Here is a 17,880-nt window from a genome sequence, read left to right as displayed (position 1 = left end):
AGAACCGCCCCCGGGTACGGTCGAGACATGGCCACCACGTTCCGCATCGCGCAGGCCGCGGGTCTTCTCGGCGTCAGCGACGACACCGTCCGGCGCTGGATCGAGCAGGGGCTGCTGCCGACGACGGGCGCGACGCCGGTCGAGATCCCCGGCGTGGCCCTGGCCGAGCGGGCCGTCGCTCTGGCCGACGAACCCGCCGACCCCACCGGGATCGCCTCGAGCGCGCGCAACCGCTTCGTCGGGATCGTCACGCGCGTGCGCGTCGACGGGGTGATGGCGCAGGTCGATCTGCAGTGCGGCCCTCATCGCGTGGTGTCGCTGATGTCGGCCGAGGCAGCCGACGAGCTCGGCCTCGAGCCCGGTTCGCTGGCCGTCGCCTCGGTCAAGGCGACCGTCGTCACGGTCGAGACGCCACGCGGCTGACCGCGGGGCGGGGCTCGCGTCCCGGGCGGCGGAAGCGGGGGCGGCTCGGCGTGCCGAACTCCGTAGATTCGGGCGTGATGGGGGTGGATCGGGGCCGGCGGGGGCGAGTTCGGCGGATTTCTCCGGAGTTCGGCACAGCGCCGGCGCCGACGGGGAGCGGGCGGCGACGGCAGGGAGACGCGGAAGCGGACGCGAAGCCCTCAAGGGTCCGCAAATGCGGAAGAATGGATGCCGCGGGCCACCGGGTGCCGCCGAAAGGACCCCTCATGCGTCGCTCTCTGCGCTCCGCCGCCCTGCTCGCCGCGGCCGTCGCCGCTCTCGCGGGCTGCGCCGCCCAGCCCGCCCCGCCGGCGGCCTCCGACGATGGCCTCTCGGGAACGGTCGAGGTGTACGCCGCCGCGTCGCTGCAGCGCTCGTTCGACGAGATCGCGCGGGCGTTCGAGGCCGACCACCCCGGCGTGACGGTGAGCCCCGTGTACGACGGGTCGAGCACCCTCGCGACGCAGATCGCCGAGGGTGCCCCCGCCGACGTCTTCGCCTCGGCCGACGAGAAGAACATGGCCAAGGTCGTCGACCAGGCCCCCGAGCCGCAGGTCTTCGCGGGCAACACCCTCGTGATCGCGGTACCGACGGGCAACCCCGCAGGGGTCGAGACCCTCGCCGACCTCTCCCGCGTGACCACGGTCCTGTGCGCCCCCGAGGTGCCGTGCGGGGCCGCCTCGCGGACGCTGCTGTCGAACGCCGGGGTCGCTGTCACCCCGGCCAGCTCCGAGCAGAACGTCACGGCCGTCCTCACCAAGGTCGCCGCGGGCGAGGCCGACGCCGGACTCGTCTACGCCACCGACGTGGTCGGTCGCGACGACGTCGAGGCGATCGTGCCCGCGGGAGCGGACGCCGTGGTCAACCGCTACCCGATCGCCTCGCTCACCGATGCGCCGAACCCGCCGGCGGCGGCGGCGTTCGTGGAGTTCGTCTTCTCGGACGCCGGGCAGCGGATCCTCGCCGACGCCGGCTTCCGCGCCCCATGACCGGCGGCTTCGTTCCGCGCTGGCTCGTCGTCCCGGCGGGGATCGGGCTGCTCTTCCTGCTCGTTCCCCTCACGGCGCTCGTCGCCCGGGTGCAGGGGGCGACGCTGCTGAGCGACATCACCTCTCCCGCGGCGCTGTCGGCGCTCGCGCTGTCGCTGGGCACCGGGGCGGTGGCCACCGTGATCTGCGGGGTGATCGGCATCCCGCTCGCCCTTCTCATCGCGCGCAGCGCCGATCGGACCGCGGCGGTGCTGCGTGCCCTGGTGACGGTGCCTCTCGTGCTGCCGCCGATGGTCGGGGGCGTGGCGCTGCTGTACCTCTTCGGACGCAGCGGACCGCTCGCGGGGCTGGGCCTGCCGTTCACGACCCCGGCGGTCGTGCTGGCGCAGGTCTTCGTGGCGCTGCCGTTCCTGGTGCTCGCCGTCGAGGGCGCTCTGCGCAGCACGGGTGTCGCCTTCGAACGCACCGCGGCCTCGCTCGGGGCCTCGCGCGCCACCATCCTGCGTCGGGTCACCCTGCCCCTTGCGGCGCCCGGAATCGTCGCGGGGGTGGTGCTGTGCTTCGCGCGGGCGATCGGGGAGTTCGGGGCGACGGCGCTGTTCGCGGGCAACCGCCCGGGCGTCACGCAGACGATGCCGCTGGCGATCTACACGGCCTTCAACGGCGCCGGCGTGTCGCAGGGCACCGCGGTGGCGCTGGCGCTGCTGCTGCTCGTGACGGCGATCGCGGTGCTGCTGCTGGTGCGCGGGTGGCGTCCGGGGGTCGGGCGATGACGGCCCCGGATGCCGCGCGGCCCGCCCGCGGCCGGCGCGGCGCCGAAGGAGCCGGGGTCGACCCGCCGCACCGCGCGAGCGCGGGGGCGACCGCCGCCGGCACCCTGAACGCCCGCGTGGTCGTGCGTCGACGCGACTTCGTCGTGGACATCACCCTGGACGTGGCCGCCGGCGAGACCGTCGCCGTGATGGGCCGCAGCGGAGCGGGCAAGTCGACATTGCTCGACGCGCTCGCGGGACTGACCGCGCTCGACGAGGGTGAGATCGCGGTCGGCGGGCGCCTTCTCGATCGCGCGCCGCGTCGGCGGACGGCGCCGATGCAGCGGGGCGTCGTGCTGCTGAGGCAGCAGGCGCGGTTGTTCCCGCACCTCACCGCGCGCGAGAACGTCGCCTTCGGTCCGCGGGCTGCCGGGGTGACGGCATCCGTCGCCCGCTCCGCCGCCGACGAGTGGCTCGCGCGCGTGGGGCTTCCGGGCGCGGGGGACCGCCGCCCCGCGCAGCTGTCGGGAGGCGAGCAGCAGCGTGTCGCCGTCGCGCGGGCGCTCGCCGCGGAGCCCGAGGTCGTGCTGTTGGACGAGCCCCTCGTCGCCCTCGACGCGGTCACGGCATCCGAGATCCGGGCGATGCTGCGGGAACGCCTCGCGGGGGTGACGACGGTCGCGGTGACGCATGACGCGGTGGATGCCGCCGCCCTCGCCGACCGCCTGCTGATCGTCGAGCGAGGGCGCGTGACCCAGGCCGGTGCGGTGCGCGAGGTGCTGTCGGCGCCGGCGACCGAGGTGGCGGCGAAGATCGCCGGGCTGGAACGTCTCGTCGGCGCCGCGCGCGACGGCGGGTGGGTGCGCGGGGGTCTGCGGCTGGAGTCGACGGATGCCGCGTCGCGCACGCTCGCGGCGGTGGACGGCCGGGCGCTGGCGGCGGTGTTCCGCGCGGTCGACGTGCGCCTCGGGCGGGGGACGCCGGCGACGGTGTCGCACCTCGAGCCCACCCCGGCCGGGGTGCGCGTGGTCACGGACGTCACCGTCGCCGAGGTGTCGCTGGTCGAGGCCGCGGCGCTGCGCGCCGGCGACGTGGTGCACCTGTCGGTCCCGCCGGATCGGGTGCGCTTCGTCCCGGCATCCTGATCCCCCCTTCCACGCCCGCTCCCGCCCACGCCCCGGGCATCGAGTGTCCGGAACACCCGGACGCGTCGCGAGAACGTCCGGGTGTTACGGACGCTCGATGGAAGGTCGAGCCCCGCACGCGCGCGGACGAGCACCGGTCACGCCACGACGCGACCGCCCTCCATCCGCACCTCGCGGTCGACCAGTCCCACCGGCACCTCGACGTGCGACACGAGCACCACCGCCTGGTCGTCCGCAACGGCGCCGAGCAGGTCGGCGAGCAGGGCATCGGATGCCGCGGGGTCCACCCCCGCGGTCGGCTCGTCGAGCACGAGCACCGGGAACCCGCGCAGCAGGGCCCGCGCGAGGGCGAGGCGCTGCGCCTGTCCGCCCGAGACGAGACCGCCCCGGTCGCCCACGCGCGCGTCGAGGCCGCCGCGCTCGCGCGCCCAGTCGTCCAGGCCCACGCGCGACAGCACGGACCACAGGTCGGCGTCGGTCGCGGTGTCGCGGGCGAACAGCAGGTTCTGCCGGATCGACTCGTCGAAGAGGTACGGCGACTGCTCGATCAGCCCGATCGTGTCGCGCAGGTCGTCGCCCGCGATGTCTCGCACCTCGATCCCGCCGACGCGGAACGATCCGTCGTAGTCGAGGAAACGCACCAGCACGTGCGCCAGGGTCGTCTTGCCCGCGCCGCTCGGACCGGTGACCAGTACGCGCTCGCCGGGAGCGACACGCAGGTCCACGTCGACGAGCCGCCCGGCGTCGCCGTCGCCGTCGGAGCGGGCCGGCCAGTGCGCACCGACCCCGCGCAGCTCGATCCCCGCACCCAGTACCGGAGCGTGACCGGTCGCCGCCGGCTCGTCGCGGGGCAGGCCGTCGGGGACGGTCGCCGGCACGGCATCCGCGATCCGCTCCGCCGCCGCGCGCACCTGCCGCCACGACGCGAGGGCCAGCGGCACCGGGCCGAACACCTCGAACACCGCCATCGGCAGCAGCACGACCACGGCCAGACCGGGTCCCGACAGGGTCCCGCCCGTCACGGCCGGAGCGGCGACCCACAGGGCTCCGAGCGAGGCGAGGCCGGCGAGGGTCGAGACGGCGCCCGAGGTCAGGCCCTGCGCCCCGCCCCGGCGGACGACGGCGCGGCGCAGCGCCGCATCGGCACGGCGGACGCGTTCGCGGGCGGCATCGACGGCTCCGTAGGCGGTGAGCACATCGAGGTTCGTCAGCAGGTCGTGCACCGCGTCGGCGACGGCGGCGCGAAGCGGCGCGAGCGAGCGCTCCGCGCGCGCACCGGCCGCCCAGCCGAGGGCGACGGCGGCGGCGAACGCCGCGACCAGGCAGGCCAGCAGCACGAGCGCGGCGGACCACGAGATCAGGGCCGTGAAGATCACGGCCGCCACCGCCGTTGACGCGGCCGTCACGACGGGGAGCACGACGCGCAGCGGAAGGTTCTGCAGCTCCTCGACGTCGTCGACGACGCTTGAGAGCAGGCCGCCCCGGCTCGATCGCGCGAGGCCGTCGGGCGCCAGGGGCACGAGGTCGCGCACCAGATCGGCGCGCACCCCCGCGAGCTGGTGCAGCGCGGCGTCGTGTCCGCTCAGGCGCTCCAGATACCGGAACACCCCCCGCGACAACGCGAAGGCGCGCACGCCGACCACGGCCATCGACAGGTACATCACCAGGGGCTGTTCGGCCGCCCGCGCGATGAGCCACGCACTCGCCGCCAGCAGGGCGACCGCGCTCGCCGCGGTGCCGAACCCGGCGAGCAACGCCGGGGTGAAACGCCGCCGCGACGGAAGGGCGGAGCGCAGGATGCCGCGCACCCGGGCGTTCACGCGCGCACCCCGCGGGCGAGGGGGCGGCGCCCTTCGGCGTCCCCGGTCCCTTCGACGGGCTCAGGGGCCGCGCGGGGTGCGGGGGCCTCGCGGGGTTCAGGGGCCTCGCGGGGCCCGGATGCCTCGCGGGGTGCGGGGACCTCGACGGGCGCGGGGGCCCCCGCCGTCAGGGCGACCACGCGGTCGGCGATCGCGTCGGCCGAGCGACGGTGCGACACCAGCAGCACCGCACGGCCCGCGTCGGCCTCGCGGCGCAGGGTGCTCCACAGGTGCGCTTCGGTCGTGGCATCCAGGGCGCTCGAGGGCTCGTCGAGCACGAGGATCGCCGCCGGCGTCGTCCGGGCGCGGTACAGGGCGCGCGCGACCGCGACGCGCTGCGCCTCGCCGCCTGAGAGCCCCGTGCCGGACGCACCGAGCGGCGTCGCAGGGTCGAGCGATGCGGCACCGGCGTCGGCCAGCGCCGCGGCGACGCCGTCGGGGTCGGGCGCGACGCCCAGGGCGACGTTCTCGGCCACCGTGCCCGCGATGAGCCCGGGACGCTGCCCCGCCCAGGCGACCGCGTCGCGCACGTGCACGACCGCGACCCCGTCGAGCCGCACGGTCCCGTCGTACTCCGCGAACCCCAGGACCGCGGCGATCAGTGACGACTTCCCCGCTCCGCTCGGACCGGTCACCCAGACGATCTCGCCCGGTGCGACCGACAGTGACACCGGCGGCAGGGCGTGCCCTCCGCGGTGCACCCGCATGCCGTCGAGCGTCAGGCGCGACCCGCGTGCCGGCACGGCGGCATCCGGAGCCTCCTGCGAACGCGCCGCGTCGAGCGTGTCGAAGATCTGCTGTGTCGCGGCCACGCCCTCGGACACGGCGTGGAACTGCACCCCCACCTGTCGCAGCGGCAGGTAGGCCTCGGGCGCGAGCAGCAGCACGAACAGCCCGACCAGCAGCGACAGATCTCCGGCGAGCAGGCGGAACCCGATCGTGACCGCGATGATCGCGACCGAGATGGATGCCAGGAACTCCAGCGCGAAGCCCGACAGGAACGACACGCGCAGTACCGTCATCGTCTCGCGCTTGTAGTCCCGCGTCACGGTCTCGATCGAGTCGGCCGCGCGGTGCTGGCGTCCGAAGGCCGTGAGCGTGCCGAGCCCGTCGATGGTGTCGGCGAAGCGGGCGGCGAGACGGGCGAGCGTGGCGTACTGCTTCTGCTGCACGCCCCGCGTGGCCAGGCCGATGAGCACCATGAACAGCGGGATGAGCGGGATCGTCAGCACCACCGTCAGGCCCGACAGCGGATCAGCGAGCGTCATCGCGGCGATGAGGATCGGCATCGTGACGGCCGTGGCCACCAGTTGCGGGAGGTAGCGGCCGAAATACGCGTCCAGCGCGTCGAGGCCGTGCCCAGCGGTCACGGCGAGCGTGGCGGCGTTGCGCGCGCCGAGCCACCGCGGGCCCAGGCGCGCGACGGCCGCCACCAGGGCCTCGCGCAGCTGGCGCGACGCCGAGGCCGCTCCGCGCGCCGACGCCCGTTCCGAGGCGGCGATCAGCAGTCCCCGCAGGAGGGCGAAGGATGCCGCCGCCCCCACGTATCCCCAGAGCTCGCCGACCGGCCGGCCCTCGATGGCGCCGACCAGCGCGGTCGTGAGCGTCCACGCGAACCCGACGATCACGCCCGCTTGCGCGAGCACGATCGCCGCGGTCACGGCGAAGAAGCCGCGCGAGGCGGTGGCGTACCGCAGCAGTCGGGGGTCGACGGGCTTCATGGCGCGGGCCTCAGTGCGCGACGAGCGCGGCCTTCTCGATGCGCGCCCGGGTGACGCGCTTGCGGAACACCCAGTAGGTCCACCCCTGGTAGGCGAGGATCAGCGGCAGGAAGATCAGCGCCGCCCAGCTCATGATCGTGAGCGTGTAGTCGGTGCTCGAGGCATTGTCGATGGTCAGGCTCGCGCCGCCCGCCAGTGTCGAGGGCATGACGTTCGGGAACAGGGCGAAGAACAGCGAGGCGACCGCCGCGACGATGGTGACCGCACCCAGGGCGAAGGCCGTACCCTCGCGATCGCGCAGGTTGGCCACCCACGACCCGATCAGGGTCAGGGCCGCGACACCGGCCAGGGCGACGACGCCGAGCAGCAGGGGCGCCTGCGCGTTCGCGGCGTTCACGATCGTCCAGCCGAGGAACAGCGCGGCCAGGGCGATCGTCACGACCCCCGACCGGGCGGCCAGACGCCGTGCGTCGGCGCGGACCTGTCCGTCGGTCTTCAGCGCGACGAAGTACACGCCGTGGGTGAAGAACAGCGTGAGGGTCGTGAGGCCCCCGAGGATGCCGTACGGGTTGAGCAGCGTCAGGACCGTGCCGGCGTATTCGTGGTCGGCATCCAGGGGCACGCCCTGCACGATGTTCGCGAACGCCACGCCCCACAGGAACGCGGGGACCGCGGATCCGCCGACGATCATCCGGTCGAACGAGCGCTTCCAGCGCAGCGAGTCGCGCTGGTGGCGGTACTCGAACGACACCCCGCGGGCGATGAGCGCGAGCAGGATCGCGAGCAGCGGCAGGTAGAAGCCGCTGAAGAGGGTCGCGTACCACTCGGGGAACGAGGCGAACAGCGCTGCTCCCGCCACGATCACCCATGTCTCGTTCAGGTCCCAGACGGGACCGATGGTGTTGATGATCTGCCGGCGGGCGATGTCGTCCTTGCCGAGGAAGGGGAGGGACATGCCGACCCCGAAGTCGAACCCGTCGAGGACGAAGTATCCGACGAACAGGAAGGCGACGATCCAGAACCACAGTTGCGCGAGATCCATGATGAGCTCCTAGTAGACCGTCGTGGGGGTGTTCTCGATGGAGTCGTCGTGTTCGGCGTCCGGGTCCGGCAGGGGGTCGGGGCCCTTCTGCGCGAACTTCACGATCAGACCGAACTCGACGACGGCCAGGCTCAGGTAGACGAGGGTGAAGGCGACCAGCGAGATCAGCACGCTCCACCCCGGGACGCTCGGCGAGACGCCGTCCTCGGTGAGCATGAGGCCGAAGACGATCCAGGGCTGTCGGCCCATCTCGGTGAAGACCCACCCGACCAGGCTCGCGAGCATGGGCAGGGGAGCGGCCCAGATCGCCACGCGCCACATCCACGGCGCGACGGGGCGGGTGGCCTTCTTGCGCGTGACCCACAGGCCCGCGACGCTGACCAGGGCGGCGATGCCGCCGAGGGCGATCATCCAGCGGAAGGCCCAGTAGGTGACCCAGAGGACCGGGGCGAAGTTGCCGTCGACCTGGTCGGCGAACTGCGGGAACATCTGCTGGCTGTAGAGCGTGTTGAGGTCGTTGATGCCCTCGACGCAGCCGTCGAGCGAGTGGGTCGACAGGATGCTGAGCAGGAACGGGACGCGGATGCTGAACAGCTCGCTCGTGCCGTCGGGAGTGCCGAGGGTGAAGATCGAGAACGACGCGTCCTGACCGCAGACGGTGTTGAACGTCGCCTCGGCGGCGGCCATCTTCATCGGCTGGGTCGCGACCATCACCAGGCTGAGCTGGTCGCCGACGACGGCGACGAGGATGAACGACACCAGCGTCGACCACAGGCCGAAGCGCAGGGTCTTGCGCATCATGTCGGTGTTGCGCCCGCGCGCCATGTGCCAGGCCGAGACGGCGACGACGACCATGGCGGCGAACATCCAGCCCGCGAAGATGGTGTGCGGGAAGGCGGCCAGCGCCACGGGATTGGTCAGCATGGCCCAGAAGTCCACGAGCTCGGCGCGGTTGCCGTCCGCCGACATCTGGTAGCCCACGGGGTTCTGCATGAAGGCGTTCGCGGCGATGATGAAGTAGGCCGAGAGGGTCGCGCCGATCGAGGCCATCCAGATGCTCGCGAGGTGGGCGAGGCGCGGCAGCTTGTCCCAGCCGAAGATCCACAGGCCGATGAAGGTCGCCTCGAGGAAGAAGGCGAGCAGCCCCTCGAACGCCAGGGGCGCGCCGAAGACGTCTCCGACGAAGCGGGAGTACGCCGACCAGGTCATGCCGAACTGGAACTCCTGCACGATGCCCGTCACCACGCCCATGGCGAAGTTGATGAGGAAGATCTTGCCGAAGAAGCGGGTGAGGTGGAGCCAGCGCACGTCACCGGTGCGGTACCAGGTGGTCTGGAAGATCGCCACGATCAGCGACATGCCGAGGGTGAGCGGCACGAAGAGGAAGTGGTAAAGCGTCGTCAACCCGAACTGCCAGCGGGCGAGGGCGAGGGGGTCGAGCCACTCCATCGGGAGCCTCCGATCGAACCGGATTATGTGGTCAGACCACATGCTACGCCGGGGTCGCGAACCGCCGCCGGTCGATGATTCGCCGTCGAGTCACCTGCGCCGTCTACCCTGGGGCTTACCGAGGAAGTCCTTTTCGTCACACCGGTCCGGAGGTCGCATGTCGGTGCGTCAGAGCCTGCTCGCGATCCTCGATCGCGGCGCGTGCTACGGCTCCCAGCTACGTGCCGAGTACGAGCGGCGCACGGGTGCTCGCGTCAACATCGGGCAGGTCTACACGACCCTCGAGCGCCTCGAGCGAGACGGGCTCGTCGAGGGCGCGGGTCTCGACGACGAGGCGCGCATGCTGTGGCGTCCCACGGCGGCCGGTCGAGCTGCCGCCCGCGACTGGCTCTCGACCGCCTCGCTCGCCGAGGGGCGCGACGAGGTCGCCCTCAAGATCGCACTCGCGGTGACCCTGCCCGGCGCCGACGTCGACGGCATCCTGTCCGAGCAGAGGAAGGCCGTGCAGCTCGCACTGGCGTCGTCGGTGGAGGACGAGGCGGATGCCGTCTCCCTCGCGATCGTGCACGCCGCGCGCCGCGCGCGTCTCGAAGCAGACCTGCGCTGGCTCGACGAGGTCGAACGGATCGTCGTCGGCGTCTCGCCCTTCGATCTGTCGGAGGATCGCCCGCGCCGGGGCCGCCCCGCGCGGTCCGGGGTCTGAGCCCCGCTACCGCCGAAGGATCGCCGCGTCAACCCCGGCGGTGTTCATCGGATGACGTCGCACTGTGAAAGAACCCCGTCGACCGAAGGAGTTCTCACATGGTCATGGAAGCACCTCTGAGCCGTCGGGGCTCGAAGCGGACCGGCGAGGTCGTCCCCACGCCCGCCCTCGTCCCGGCTTTCTCCGCGATCCCCTGGACGCGCATCGACCTCGATCTGTACGAGGTCGCGCACGACGGTGCGATCGTCGGTTACGTCGAGGTCGTCGGCTCCGTCTTCGTCGCCCTCGGGGGGACGCGTTACGACCGTGCGGTCGAGGTGTCGCAGCACGTCACCTTCCACGCCGCGGTGGACGTGCTCGTTCGCCGGACGTCGTGACAGTCCCGACGTCCCCTCACGCCAGCGTGTAACCGGCCTCGTCGATGGCGGCCGCGAGGTCGTCGGGGGTCGCAACACCCGTGGACGAGACGCGCACGAGGGAGGTTTCTCCCGCGCGCAGGTCGACGTCCACCACCCGCACGCCCGGGACCGCGTTCAGCTCGTCGGTGACGGCGCGCACGCAGTGGGCGCACGTCATCCCGTCGACGCGCAGCTCCTGGGTCGTCGAGGCGTCGGGGGCGTCCGATGTCGCGGCGGCGGCACCGCCGTGGCCGCATCCGCAGGCGTCGCCGCATCCCCCGCGCGGGGGTGTGGATGCCGTGAGGCCCAGGTCGGTGCGCTGTTCGGTCATCGGGGAGCTCCTTCAGGATCGCACCAGGCGCGCGATGGCCTGGTTGGCTTCTTTCAACTTCTCCTCGGCGACGGGACCGCCCTGTGCGGCCGCTTCGGCGACGCAGTGGGAGAGGTGGTCGTCGAGCAGGGAGAGGGCGACGTTCTCGAGCGCTTTCGTCACGGCGGACACCTGCGTGAGGATGTCGATGCAGTACTGGTCGTCGTCGACCATGCGGGCGATACCGCGCACCTGACCCTCGGCGCGGCGGAGACGCTTGAGGAGGTCCGCCTTGTGGCCTTCGTAACCGTGCATGCTCTCAGCATACCCCCATGGGGTATGCGTAGCACCGTCTGCCGGGGTGTCAACCCCCTCGGCTCGCGGCGTTCCATGACCGATCGTCGAACCATCAGGAGGTCGACATGCTCTTTCGTCGTACCGGTGGTGGTCGGCGATGACCACCGAACCCTTCCCCACCGGACCACACCGCCCCGTGCGCATTCCGCACCTGCCCCCGTTGCGTTCGCAGCGGCGAGAATCGAAGGATGACGCGAACACTGGCGCACCTGCCGGGCGCCGCCCGGAGACTGTGTCTCAGCCGACGAAACGGCGAGATCTGCACGCGTGAGGACGGTCACCGCGGCCTGCACCACCGCACCGGCGGACGGCTGCTGTGGAGCGACCTGCAGGCCGACCCGCCGGCGTGCGCGGGAGCGGGCACGCCTGCCGTTGCGGCCCCGACGCTGCCGGACGGTTTCCCGAACGGACGCGCGGTCTGCCCGGTGTGCTGGGCGTTCGTGACGCTCGACGACAACGGCACGCTGTCGGCGCACGACTCGTGGCGAGGGGACGAGTCGCGCGCCGAGGCCGATCAGCGTCGCGAGTGGTTCAACGCGTACGGGTGGTGAGCACCGAGGCCCGCCCGTCGACCACCTCGACGATCTCGTCGAGGGCGTCGCGGTGCACCAGGTCGTGCGTGACCAGCAGCGTCGCGGTCCCGCGCTCGCGGGTCAGTCGCGCGATCAGCGCCATGATCTCGGTGCCACGGGCGGTGTCCAGGGCGCTCGTGGGCTCGTCGACCAGCAGCACGCGCGGGTCGTGCACGAGAGCTCGCGCGATCGCCACGCGCTGACGCTGACCGCCCGACAGCTGCGCCGGTCGTCGGTCGCCGAGGCCGGCGAGGCCCACGGCATCCAACAGCTCCTCCACCCGGGAACGGACGGCCGCACGGCGCTCCCGCCCGCCTCGACCACCGAGTTCCGCCATCACGCGCAGCTGCTCCCGTGCCGTCAGGGCGGGGAGCAGTTGCGGCTGCTGGAAGACGATGCCCAGGCTCTCGCGACGCAGCCGGGTGGCCTCGGCGCGGCTGAGTCCGGTCGTCTCGGTCCCGGCGACGACCACGCGTCCGGAGTCGGGTCGCACGAGCGTCGCGGCCACCGCGAGCAGGCTCGACTTCCCCGATCCCGAGGGACCGGTGATTCCGGTCAGGACGCCGGGGCGCCCCTCGAGGGTGACGTGGTCGACGGCGGTGACGCGGGCATCCCCGTCCGGGTAGGTCAGGGTGACGTCGTCGAGAAGGATCATCGGGTGCTCCCCAGGGCGGTGAGAGGGTCGGACGAGGTGACGATGCGCAGCGACACCGCGGCCCCGGCGAGGCCGAGGACGATCAGGGCGAGCGCGGGGGCGAGGGTGGTCAGCGGGCTCAGCAGGAAGGGCAGGGCGCTGCCCGCGAGCGCGCCGAGCGCGGTGGTCGCACCGATGCCGACGCCCACGCCGACGACGAGCACGACGAGCGCCTGACCGATCGCATCGCGCACGAGGGCGGGAGTGCTCGCGCCGAGCGCCTTGAGCACGGCGACGTCCGCCGCGCGCTGCATCGTCCACACCGTGAAGAACGCGCCGACGACGAGCGCCGAGACGCCGAAGAGCATCGCGATCATCAGCGCGAGCGAACCGATCTCGGACCGGAACGTCGGCAGGGCGGTCAGGCTCGACAGGGGAGCGGATGCCACGGTCCCCGTGCGCGCGGCGACCTCGTCCCACGCGGGGGTGCCGTCGACCGCGAGGACGGTCGCCGTCCCCGTCCCGCCGAGCCGCTGGTCGAGCGCCTTCCACGCCGCCGAGGTCATCGACACCACCGGCGTGTGGCTGTAGGACAGGTCGCCGTCGACGGCGGCGACGCGGAAGCTCTGCCCGGCGATCGTCACCTCGTCGCCCGCGGTCGCTCCCAGCGCCGCGGCCGCGCCCGAGGACAGGTCGACGTCGCCGTCGCGCGTCGGGGCGGGGAACGTCGTCCCGGGATCGAGGCCGAACAGGGCCACTCCGCCCGAGCCGTCCGGGCCCTCGGCGCGGGTCTGCACGATGCCCACGGAGGTGACCGCGTCGACCCCCGGTGCCGTCCGCCAGGCCGCGATCGTGTCGTCGGCGATCGCCGAGTCCGCGAACGTCGCGGCGGCGTCGCCGACGGGGTGGAGCACCAGCCGGTCGCCCGGGAGGGCGAGGACGGCCGAGACGTTCTGCGCGGCCAGGCCGCCGGTCAGGCCCGAGAGGAACCCCACGAGCAGGGTGATGAGGGCGACGACCGCCCCGATGAGGGCGAACCGCCCGCGGGCGAACCGCAGATCGCGCCATGCGACGTACACGTCGCCTCCTTCCGCCGGCGGATCTCACCGGCACCCCTCCAGCGTCGTCGGGAGCCCGCGCCGGGGCATCGGGGCAAGGGACGAACCCGGTCTCCACCTTTCGGATGATCCGCCGGGGTCGTGGCATCCGTACTGTGGAGGACGACATGCCGCACCGCACCCTCGCCCCCGTCTTCGCGGGCCTGCGCCTGGGCCTGCACGTGCTGTTCGGCGGACTGCTGGCGCTGGTCGTCGTGCGCGTCCTGCTCACCGACGGCTCGCCGGTCGCCCTCGTCCTCAGCGGCGTGCTGGGGCTCGTCTACCTGTGCGGGATCTCCGTCGCGCGGAGCCGGAGCCGCCTGCTCGCCGCGGCGTGGCTCTCTGTGCTGACCCTGCTCTGGGCGTCGCTGGTGTGGCTGGTACCCGAGGCGGCGTACCTCGTCTTCCCCCTGTTCTTCCTGTACCTGCACGTGCTCCCTGCGGCCGCGGGCCCGATCGCCGTGGTCGCGACCACCGCGGTGACGATCGTCGCCTTCGCGATGCACGGCGGTGTGACCGTCGGGGGAGTCGTGGGGCCCATCGTGGGCGCCGGCGTCGCTCTGCTGATCGGCCTGGGCTACTCCGCACTCGAGCGACGCGCCGCGGAGCGCGAGGCCCTCATGGCCGAGCTCATCGCCACCCGCGATCGCCTGGCCGCGGCGGAGCGCGAGCAGGGCGTTCTGGCCGAGCGGTCCCGCCTGGCGCGCGAGATCCACGACACCGTCGCGCAGGGACTGTCCAGCATCCAGATGCTGTTGCACGCGGCGGAGCGGGCGGATGCCGACGGCCCCGGTCTCGAGTACGTGCGACTCGCGCGCCGGACGGCGGCGGACGGGCTGGCCGAGACGCGGCGCTTCATCCGCGAGCTCGCCCCGCCGAGCCTGGACAGCGGCCTGGGCTCCGCCCTTTCGCGCCTCGCCGCGGAGCGCGCCACGAGCGGGGGCGTGGACGTCGATGTCGTCATCGACGACGACGTGGTCCTGCCGATGGACGCGCAGACGGCGCTGCTGCGCATCGCCCAGGGAGCGCTCGCGAACGTCGCGCAGCACGCGCACGCGGACCGGGTCGACATCCGTCTGACCCGGAGCGAGCGGGCGGTGCGGCTGCGGATCGCCGACGACGGCACGGGCTTCGACCCGGCGGACCTCGAGGGTTCGGCCTCGGCGACGGATTCCTTCGGCCTGCGCGCGATGCGCGAACGCGTGGATCAGCTCGAGGGGCGGCTCGACGTCGACAGCGCCCCGGGACGCGGGACGGTCGTCACGGTGACCCTGCCGGTGGGGCCGTCGTGATCCGGGTGGTGATCGCCGACGACCACCCGGTCGTGCGCGCGGGGGTGCGGGCGCTGCTCGACGCCGAGGACGACATCGTCGTGGTGGGCGAGGCGGCCACCCCCGACGAGGCCGTCGCCCTGGCTGAGACCCACGCGCCCGAGCTGGTGCTCATGGACCTGCAGTTCGGTGATCGCGCGTCGGGAACCGAGGCGACCCGGCGCGTCCGCGCGCTCGCGGCGCCGCCCTACGTGCTGGTGCTGACGAACTACGACACCGACGGCGACATCCTGGGAGCCGTCGAAGCGGGTGCCAGCGGCTACCTGCTGAAAGACGCCCCTCCCGACGAGCTGCTCGCGGGTGTGCGTGCGGCGGCGGCCGGGCAGAGCGCCCTGGCACCGGCCATCGCGGGGCGACTGCTCGCCCGCTTGCGCGAACCGCGCGTCACGCTGTCCGTGCGCGAGATCGAGGTGCTCCAGCTCGTGTCGCGCGGGGCCTCCAACGCCGAGGTCGCGGCCCGTCTGCACATCACGGACGCCACGGTGAAGTCGCATCTCGCGCACGTGTTCTCGAAGCTCGGGGTGACCTCGCGCACCGCCGCGGTCGCGAGCGCGCGGGGGCTCGGCATCCTGCGCTGATGCCGCCGACGGCGCTCGACCGCCGCGGAGCCGCCCGTACGATGGGGGGATGATCCGGGTGCGAGTGGTCGGCGTGGCCCTCGACCCGGCCCAGCAGCACGTCATCCTGCTCACGCCCCTCGACCCCCTCGCCGACGGGGAACGCGTCCTCCCCGTCTGGATCGGGCCGCAGGAGGCGATGTCGATCCTCGTCGCGATCGAGGGCACGGGCAGCCCCCGCCCCCTCGCGCACGACCTGATGACGGCGATGCTCGGTGAGCTGTCGGCATCCGTGTCCCGGGTCGAGATCACCCACCTCGACGAGGGGACCTTCCACGCGCGGGTGGTGCTCGACACGCCCGCGGGGCCGCGCACCTTCGATGCGCGACCCTCGGACGCGATCGCCCTCGGGGCACGTGTGGACGCTCCGCTGTGGGTCGCCGAGACGGTGTTCGCCGAGGCGGGCGTTCCCCGCGACGCGGTCGAGCTCGACGGCGACGACCCGGACGCCGCCCGCGGCGACGAGGAGCGGATGGCGGAGTTCCGGCGCTTCCTCGACGACGTCGATCCGGACGACTTCCAGGGCTGACGGACCGCCGCGTCGCGCGCGCTTCTAGACTCGCCAGGGGGCCGCGCGCCGCGGCCGTCACCCACGACGAACGGGGAACTGATGCAACTCGCCATGGTCGGACTCGGACGGATGGGCGCCAACATCGTGCGCCGGTTGATGAGGGACGGTCACGACTGCGTCGTCTTCGACGTGAATCAGGATGCCGTCGCCGCTCTCGTCGCCGAGGGGGCGACGGGTGCGACCAGCGTCGCCGACCTGGCCGCGAAGCTGCAGAAGCCCCGCGCCGTCTGGCTCATGATTCCCGCGGGTCTCACCGGGAAGGTCGTCGATCAGGTCGCCGAGGTGCTCGAGCCGGGCGACATCATCATCGACGGCGGCAACTCGAACTACCGTGACGACGTCCGCCGGGCGAAGAAGCTCGACGACAGCGGCATCCATTATGTCGACGTGGGAACCAGCGGCGGCGTCTTCGGCCTAGAACGCGGTTACTGCCTGATGGTCGGCGGGCACGACGAGGCGGTCGCCCACATCGAGCCGGTCCTGCGCACGATCGCCCCGGGGCCGGGCGAGGTCGAGCGCACCCCCGGCCGCGAGGGCGAGTACACCACCGAGGAGCAGGGCTACCTGCACTGCGGTCCCTCCGGTGCCGGGCACTTCGTGAAGATGGTGCACAACGGCATCGAGTACGGCATCATGGCCGCGCTCGCCGAGGGGCTGAACGTGCTGAACAACGCCGACGCGGGGCTGCACCAGGGCGAGCACTCGGCCGAGGTCGCCCCGCTCGAAGAGCCGGAGTTCTACCGGTTCGACATCGACACGGCGCGCGTGACCGAGCTGTGGCGTCGCGGGTCGGTGATCTCGTCGTGGCTGCTCGACCTCACCGCCGCCGCTCTGTCGCTGAACCCCACGCTCGACGGCCTCGCCGGCCGCGTCTCGGACTCGGGCGAGGGGCGCTGGACGGTCAAGGCCGCCGTCGACACCGGCGTGCCGGTGCCCGTGCTGGCCGCGTCGCTGTTCGAACGCTTCGCCTCGCGCGGCGAGGACCATTTCGCCAACCAGGTGCTCTCGGCGATGCGCCTGCAGTTCGGCGGGCACCAGGAGCTGCCCGCCGGTGACGTGCTCGAGGCCGGTCAGAAGAAGGCCGAGAGCGGTCGCGACTGACGTCGTCACCCCCGCCCTCGCCCCCGCCGCCGGTCGTTCGCACCGTCGGCGGGGGCGTCGTCTCTCGTGCGCGGCCCGCCGGGGGAGACTAGAGGGATGAGCAGTACCGAATCGCCCGCGTCCTCCGACCGCTACGTCGTCGCCACCGACGGCGCCTGCAAGGGCAACCCCGGCCCCGCGGGATGGGCCTGGGTCGGCGAGGACGGGCACTGGGCCGCGGGGTCGATCCCCGAGGGGACCAACAACATCGGCGAACTGCTCGGGCTGCTGTACGCGATCACCGACCACGCGGATGTGCGGCATCTGGTCGTGCAGGCGGACTCGAAGTACGCCATCGACACGTACGCGAAGTGGATGGACGGCCACCGTCGTCGCGGCTGGGTGACGAGCGCGAAGAAGCCGGTCGCCAACCAGGGCATCCTCGAGGCGTTGATCGCCGCGCGCGACGCTCGACGGGCGGTGGGGCTGCCCGACGTCGAGCTCGAGCACGTCCGCGGGCACTCGGGCCACGTTCTGAACTCGTGGGCCGATGAGCGCGCCGTGCGTGCGTCGCAGCACGCTGCGAAGGGCGAGGAGCTCATCTGGACGTCGCTGCGCGGCCTCGACCCGCTCGAGGTCTCGTCGCCGCCTCCCCGTTCGGCGGCCGACCGCAACGGGCGCTAAACGCCCAGGACCTGCGCCTCTTCGGCGGGGGTGAGTCCCGCTCGTCGGGGGCGGTTCAGCCCGCGTTCGCGTTCGTCGTCGAGCGTGCGGCGCATCGTGTCGGCGAG

The 17,880-nt window shown here is 72.9% G+C and carries 20 protein-coding genes; 12 read left to right on the top strand and 8 right to left on the bottom strand.

What is annotated here, in order from left to right:
• The first annotated feature begins 27 nt into the window (after nt 1-27).
• From QZ433_RS00265 to QZ433_RS00250, 4 genes are all read left to right on the top strand, one after another.
• Nucleotides 28-423 carry a TOBE domain-containing protein gene (locus QZ433_RS00265; RefSeq protein WP_295779464.1) on the top strand — a complete coding sequence of 132 codons (396 nt, stop codon included), beginning with the start codon at nt 28-30 and terminating at the stop codon, nt 421-423.
• Between the two features lie 266 nt (nt 424-689).
• The gene (modA, locus tag QZ433_RS00260; RefSeq protein WP_295779463.1) at nt 690-1,451 is read left to right on the top strand and encodes a molybdate ABC transporter substrate-binding protein; all 762 of its coding nucleotides are present in this window, start codon (nt 690-692) and stop codon (nt 1,449-1,451) included.
• On the top strand, nt 1,448-2,224 hold the full coding sequence (modB, locus tag QZ433_RS00255; RefSeq protein WP_295779462.1) for a molybdate ABC transporter permease subunit: 777 nt from the start codon (nt 1,448-1,450) through the stop codon (nt 2,222-2,224). The genes modA and modB overlap by 4 nt, the downstream gene beginning before the upstream one ends.
• Entirely contained in the window at nt 2,221-3,348 is a 1,128-nt protein-coding gene (locus tag QZ433_RS00250) for an ABC transporter ATP-binding protein (RefSeq protein ID WP_295779461.1), read from the top strand. The genes modB and QZ433_RS00250 overlap by 4 nt, the downstream gene beginning before the upstream one ends.
• A gap of 137 nt (nt 3,349-3,485) precedes the next feature.
• Here the strand turns inward: QZ433_RS00250 and cydC are convergent, their stop codons facing one another.
• The 4 genes from cydC to QZ433_RS00230 are packed head-to-tail and all read right to left on the bottom strand — an operon-like array spanning nt 3,486 to nt 9,419.
• A complete protein-coding gene (cydC, locus tag QZ433_RS00245) occupies nt 3,486-5,168 on the bottom strand; it encodes a thiol reductant ABC exporter subunit CydC (RefSeq protein ID WP_295779460.1) in 1,683 nt (560 codons plus the stop codon).
• Nucleotides 5,165-6,928: a thiol reductant ABC exporter subunit CydD gene (gene cydD, locus QZ433_RS00240; protein ID WP_295779459.1), complete on the bottom strand. Its 1,764-nt coding sequence runs from the start codon at nt 6,926-6,928 to the stop codon at nt 5,165-5,167. The genes cydC and cydD overlap by 4 nt, the downstream gene beginning before the upstream one ends.
• Nucleotides 6,929-6,938: 10 nt before the next feature.
• Entirely contained in the window at nt 6,939-7,970 is a 1,032-nt protein-coding gene (gene cydB, locus QZ433_RS00235) for a cytochrome d ubiquinol oxidase subunit II (RefSeq protein WP_295779458.1), read from the bottom strand.
• Between the two features lie 9 nt (nt 7,971-7,979).
• Nucleotides 7,980-9,419, bottom strand: a complete 1,440-nt coding sequence (locus QZ433_RS00230) for a cytochrome ubiquinol oxidase subunit I (protein ID WP_295779457.1) — start codon at nt 9,417-9,419, stop codon at nt 7,980-7,982.
• A 157-nt stretch (nt 9,420-9,576) separates the two neighbouring features.
• Here QZ433_RS00230 and QZ433_RS00225 point away from each other — a divergent pair, with 157 nt between their 5' ends.
• Nucleotides 9,577-10,122, top strand: coding sequence for a helix-turn-helix transcriptional regulator (locus QZ433_RS00225; protein WP_295779456.1), 546 nt, complete (start codon nt 9,577-9,579; stop codon nt 10,120-10,122).
• Nucleotides 10,123-10,226: 104 nt separating this feature from the next.
• Nucleotides 10,227-10,499 (top strand): hypothetical protein, encoded by a 273-nt coding sequence (locus tag QZ433_RS00220; protein WP_295779455.1) that lies wholly within the window; start codon nt 10,227-10,229, stop codon nt 10,497-10,499.
• A 16-nt stretch (nt 10,500-10,515) separates the two neighbouring features.
• Here QZ433_RS00220 and QZ433_RS00215 read toward each other — a convergent pair whose 3' ends face one another.
• Both QZ433_RS00215 and QZ433_RS00210 read right to left on the bottom strand, forming a co-directional pair.
• The gene (locus QZ433_RS00215; RefSeq protein WP_295779454.1) at nt 10,516-10,851 is read right to left on the bottom strand and encodes a heavy metal-associated domain-containing protein; all 336 of its coding nucleotides are present in this window, start codon (nt 10,849-10,851) and stop codon (nt 10,516-10,518) included.
• Nucleotides 10,852-10,863: 12 nt separating this feature from the next.
• Nucleotides 10,864-11,145, bottom strand: coding sequence for a metal-sensitive transcriptional regulator (locus QZ433_RS00210; protein ID WP_295779453.1), 282 nt, complete (start codon nt 11,143-11,145; stop codon nt 10,864-10,866).
• 230 nt (nt 11,146-11,375) lie between these two features.
• Here QZ433_RS00210 and QZ433_RS00205 point away from each other — a divergent pair, with 230 nt between their 5' ends.
• Entirely contained in the window at nt 11,376-11,738 is a 363-nt protein-coding gene (locus QZ433_RS00205) for a hypothetical protein (RefSeq protein WP_295779452.1), read from the top strand.
• Here the strand turns inward: QZ433_RS00205 and QZ433_RS00200 are convergent.
• Together QZ433_RS00200 and QZ433_RS00195 are read right to left on the bottom strand one after the other, a co-directional pair.
• Nucleotides 11,719-12,414 carry an ABC transporter ATP-binding protein gene (locus QZ433_RS00200; RefSeq protein ID WP_295779451.1) on the bottom strand — a complete coding sequence of 232 codons (696 nt, stop codon included), beginning with the start codon at nt 12,412-12,414 and terminating at the stop codon, nt 11,719-11,721. The two genes, QZ433_RS00205 and QZ433_RS00200, sit on opposite strands and share 20 nt — an antisense overlap.
• Entirely contained in the window at nt 12,411-13,472 is a 1,062-nt protein-coding gene (locus QZ433_RS00195; protein WP_295779450.1) for an ABC transporter permease, read from the bottom strand. The genes QZ433_RS00200 and QZ433_RS00195 overlap by 4 nt, the downstream gene beginning before the upstream one ends.
• A gap of 146 nt (nt 13,473-13,618) precedes the next feature.
• On the opposite strand from QZ433_RS00195, the gene QZ433_RS00190 reads away from it, so the two are divergent.
• The 5 genes from QZ433_RS00190 to QZ433_RS00170 all read left to right on the top strand — a co-directional run bounded on the left by QZ433_RS00190 (nt 13,619) and on the right by QZ433_RS00170 (nt 17,773).
• Nucleotides 13,619-14,782: a sensor histidine kinase gene (locus QZ433_RS00190; protein WP_295779449.1), complete on the top strand. Its 1,164-nt coding sequence runs from the start codon at nt 13,619-13,621 to the stop codon at nt 14,780-14,782.
• Entirely contained in the window at nt 14,779-15,399 is a 621-nt protein-coding gene (locus tag QZ433_RS00185) for a response regulator transcription factor (protein WP_270354179.1), read from the top strand. The genes QZ433_RS00190 and QZ433_RS00185 overlap by 4 nt, the downstream gene beginning before the upstream one ends.
• Nucleotides 15,400-15,448: 49 nt before the next feature.
• The gene (locus QZ433_RS00180) at nt 15,449-15,967 is read left to right on the top strand and encodes a bifunctional nuclease family protein (protein WP_295779448.1); all 519 of its coding nucleotides are present in this window, start codon (nt 15,449-15,451) and stop codon (nt 15,965-15,967) included.
• Between the two features lie 81 nt (nt 15,968-16,048).
• Nucleotides 16,049-17,110 carry a phosphogluconate dehydrogenase (NAD(+)-dependent, decarboxylating) gene (gene gnd / locus QZ433_RS00175; protein WP_295779447.1) on the top strand — a complete coding sequence of 354 codons (1,062 nt, stop codon included), beginning with the start codon at nt 16,049-16,051 and terminating at the stop codon, nt 17,108-17,110.
• Nucleotides 17,111-17,206: 96 nt separating this feature from the next.
• The gene (locus QZ433_RS00170; RefSeq protein ID WP_295779446.1) at nt 17,207-17,773 is read left to right on the top strand and encodes a ribonuclease H; all 567 of its coding nucleotides are present in this window, start codon (nt 17,207-17,209) and stop codon (nt 17,771-17,773) included.
• The last annotated feature ends 107 nt before the right edge of the window (nt 17,774-17,880 follow it).

The sequence above is a fragment of the uncultured Microbacterium sp. genome (assembly GCF_913776565.1).
Taxonomy (GTDB): domain Bacteria; phylum Actinomycetota; class Actinomycetes; order Actinomycetales; family Microbacteriaceae; genus Microbacterium.
Note: the sequence above shows the minus strand (reverse complement) of the source record. Positions and strands in the feature narration are given on the sequence as shown.

Excerpts from the sequence above, each read along its gene's own strand:
- QZ433_RS00215 (WP_295779454.1), bottom strand. The coding sequence starts at position 10,851 with ATGACCGAACAGCGCACCGACCTGGGCCTCACGGCATCCACACCCCCG.
- QZ433_RS00225 (WP_295779456.1), top strand. The coding sequence starts at position 9,577 with ATGTCGGTGCGTCAGAGCCTGCTCGCGATCCTCGATCGCGGCGCGTGC.
- QZ433_RS00190 (WP_295779449.1), top strand. The coding sequence starts at position 13,619 with ATGCCGCACCGCACCCTCGCCCCCGTCTTCGCGGGCCTGCGCCTGGGC.
- QZ433_RS00265 (WP_295779464.1), top strand. The coding sequence starts at position 28 with ATGGCCACCACGTTCCGCATCGCGCAGGCCGCGGGTCTTCTCGGCGTC.
- cydD (WP_295779459.1), bottom strand. The coding sequence starts at position 6,928 with ATGAAGCCCGTCGACCCCCGACTGCTGCGGTACGCCACCGCCTCGCGC.
- cydB (WP_295779458.1), bottom strand. The coding sequence starts at position 7,970 with ATGGATCTCGCGCAACTGTGGTTCTGGATCGTCGCCTTCCTGTTCGTC.
- QZ433_RS00170 (WP_295779446.1), top strand. The coding sequence starts at position 17,207 with ATGAGCAGTACCGAATCGCCCGCGTCCTCCGACCGCTACGTCGTCGCC.
- QZ433_RS00220 (WP_295779455.1), top strand. The coding sequence starts at position 10,227 with ATGGAAGCACCTCTGAGCCGTCGGGGCTCGAAGCGGACCGGCGAGGTC.
- QZ433_RS00180 (WP_295779448.1), top strand. The coding sequence starts at position 15,449 with ATGATCCGGGTGCGAGTGGTCGGCGTGGCCCTCGACCCGGCCCAGCAG.
- QZ433_RS00250 (WP_295779461.1), top strand. The coding sequence starts at position 2,221 with ATGACGGCCCCGGATGCCGCGCGGCCCGCCCGCGGCCGGCGCGGCGCC.
- modB (WP_295779462.1), top strand. The coding sequence starts at position 1,448 with ATGACCGGCGGCTTCGTTCCGCGCTGGCTCGTCGTCCCGGCGGGGATC.
- QZ433_RS00200 (WP_295779451.1), bottom strand. The coding sequence starts at position 12,414 with ATGATCCTTCTCGACGACGTCACCCTGACCTACCCGGACGGGGATGCC.
- QZ433_RS00210 (WP_295779453.1), bottom strand. The coding sequence starts at position 11,145 with ATGCACGGTTACGAAGGCCACAAGGCGGACCTCCTCAAGCGTCTCCGC.
- QZ433_RS00230 (WP_295779457.1), bottom strand. The coding sequence starts at position 9,419 with ATGGAGTGGCTCGACCCCCTCGCCCTCGCCCGCTGGCAGTTCGGGTTG.
- QZ433_RS00205 (WP_295779452.1), top strand. The coding sequence starts at position 11,376 with ATGACGCGAACACTGGCGCACCTGCCGGGCGCCGCCCGGAGACTGTGT.
- modA (WP_295779463.1), top strand. The coding sequence starts at position 690 with ATGCGTCGCTCTCTGCGCTCCGCCGCCCTGCTCGCCGCGGCCGTCGCC.
- gnd (WP_295779447.1), top strand. The coding sequence starts at position 16,049 with ATGCAACTCGCCATGGTCGGACTCGGACGGATGGGCGCCAACATCGTG.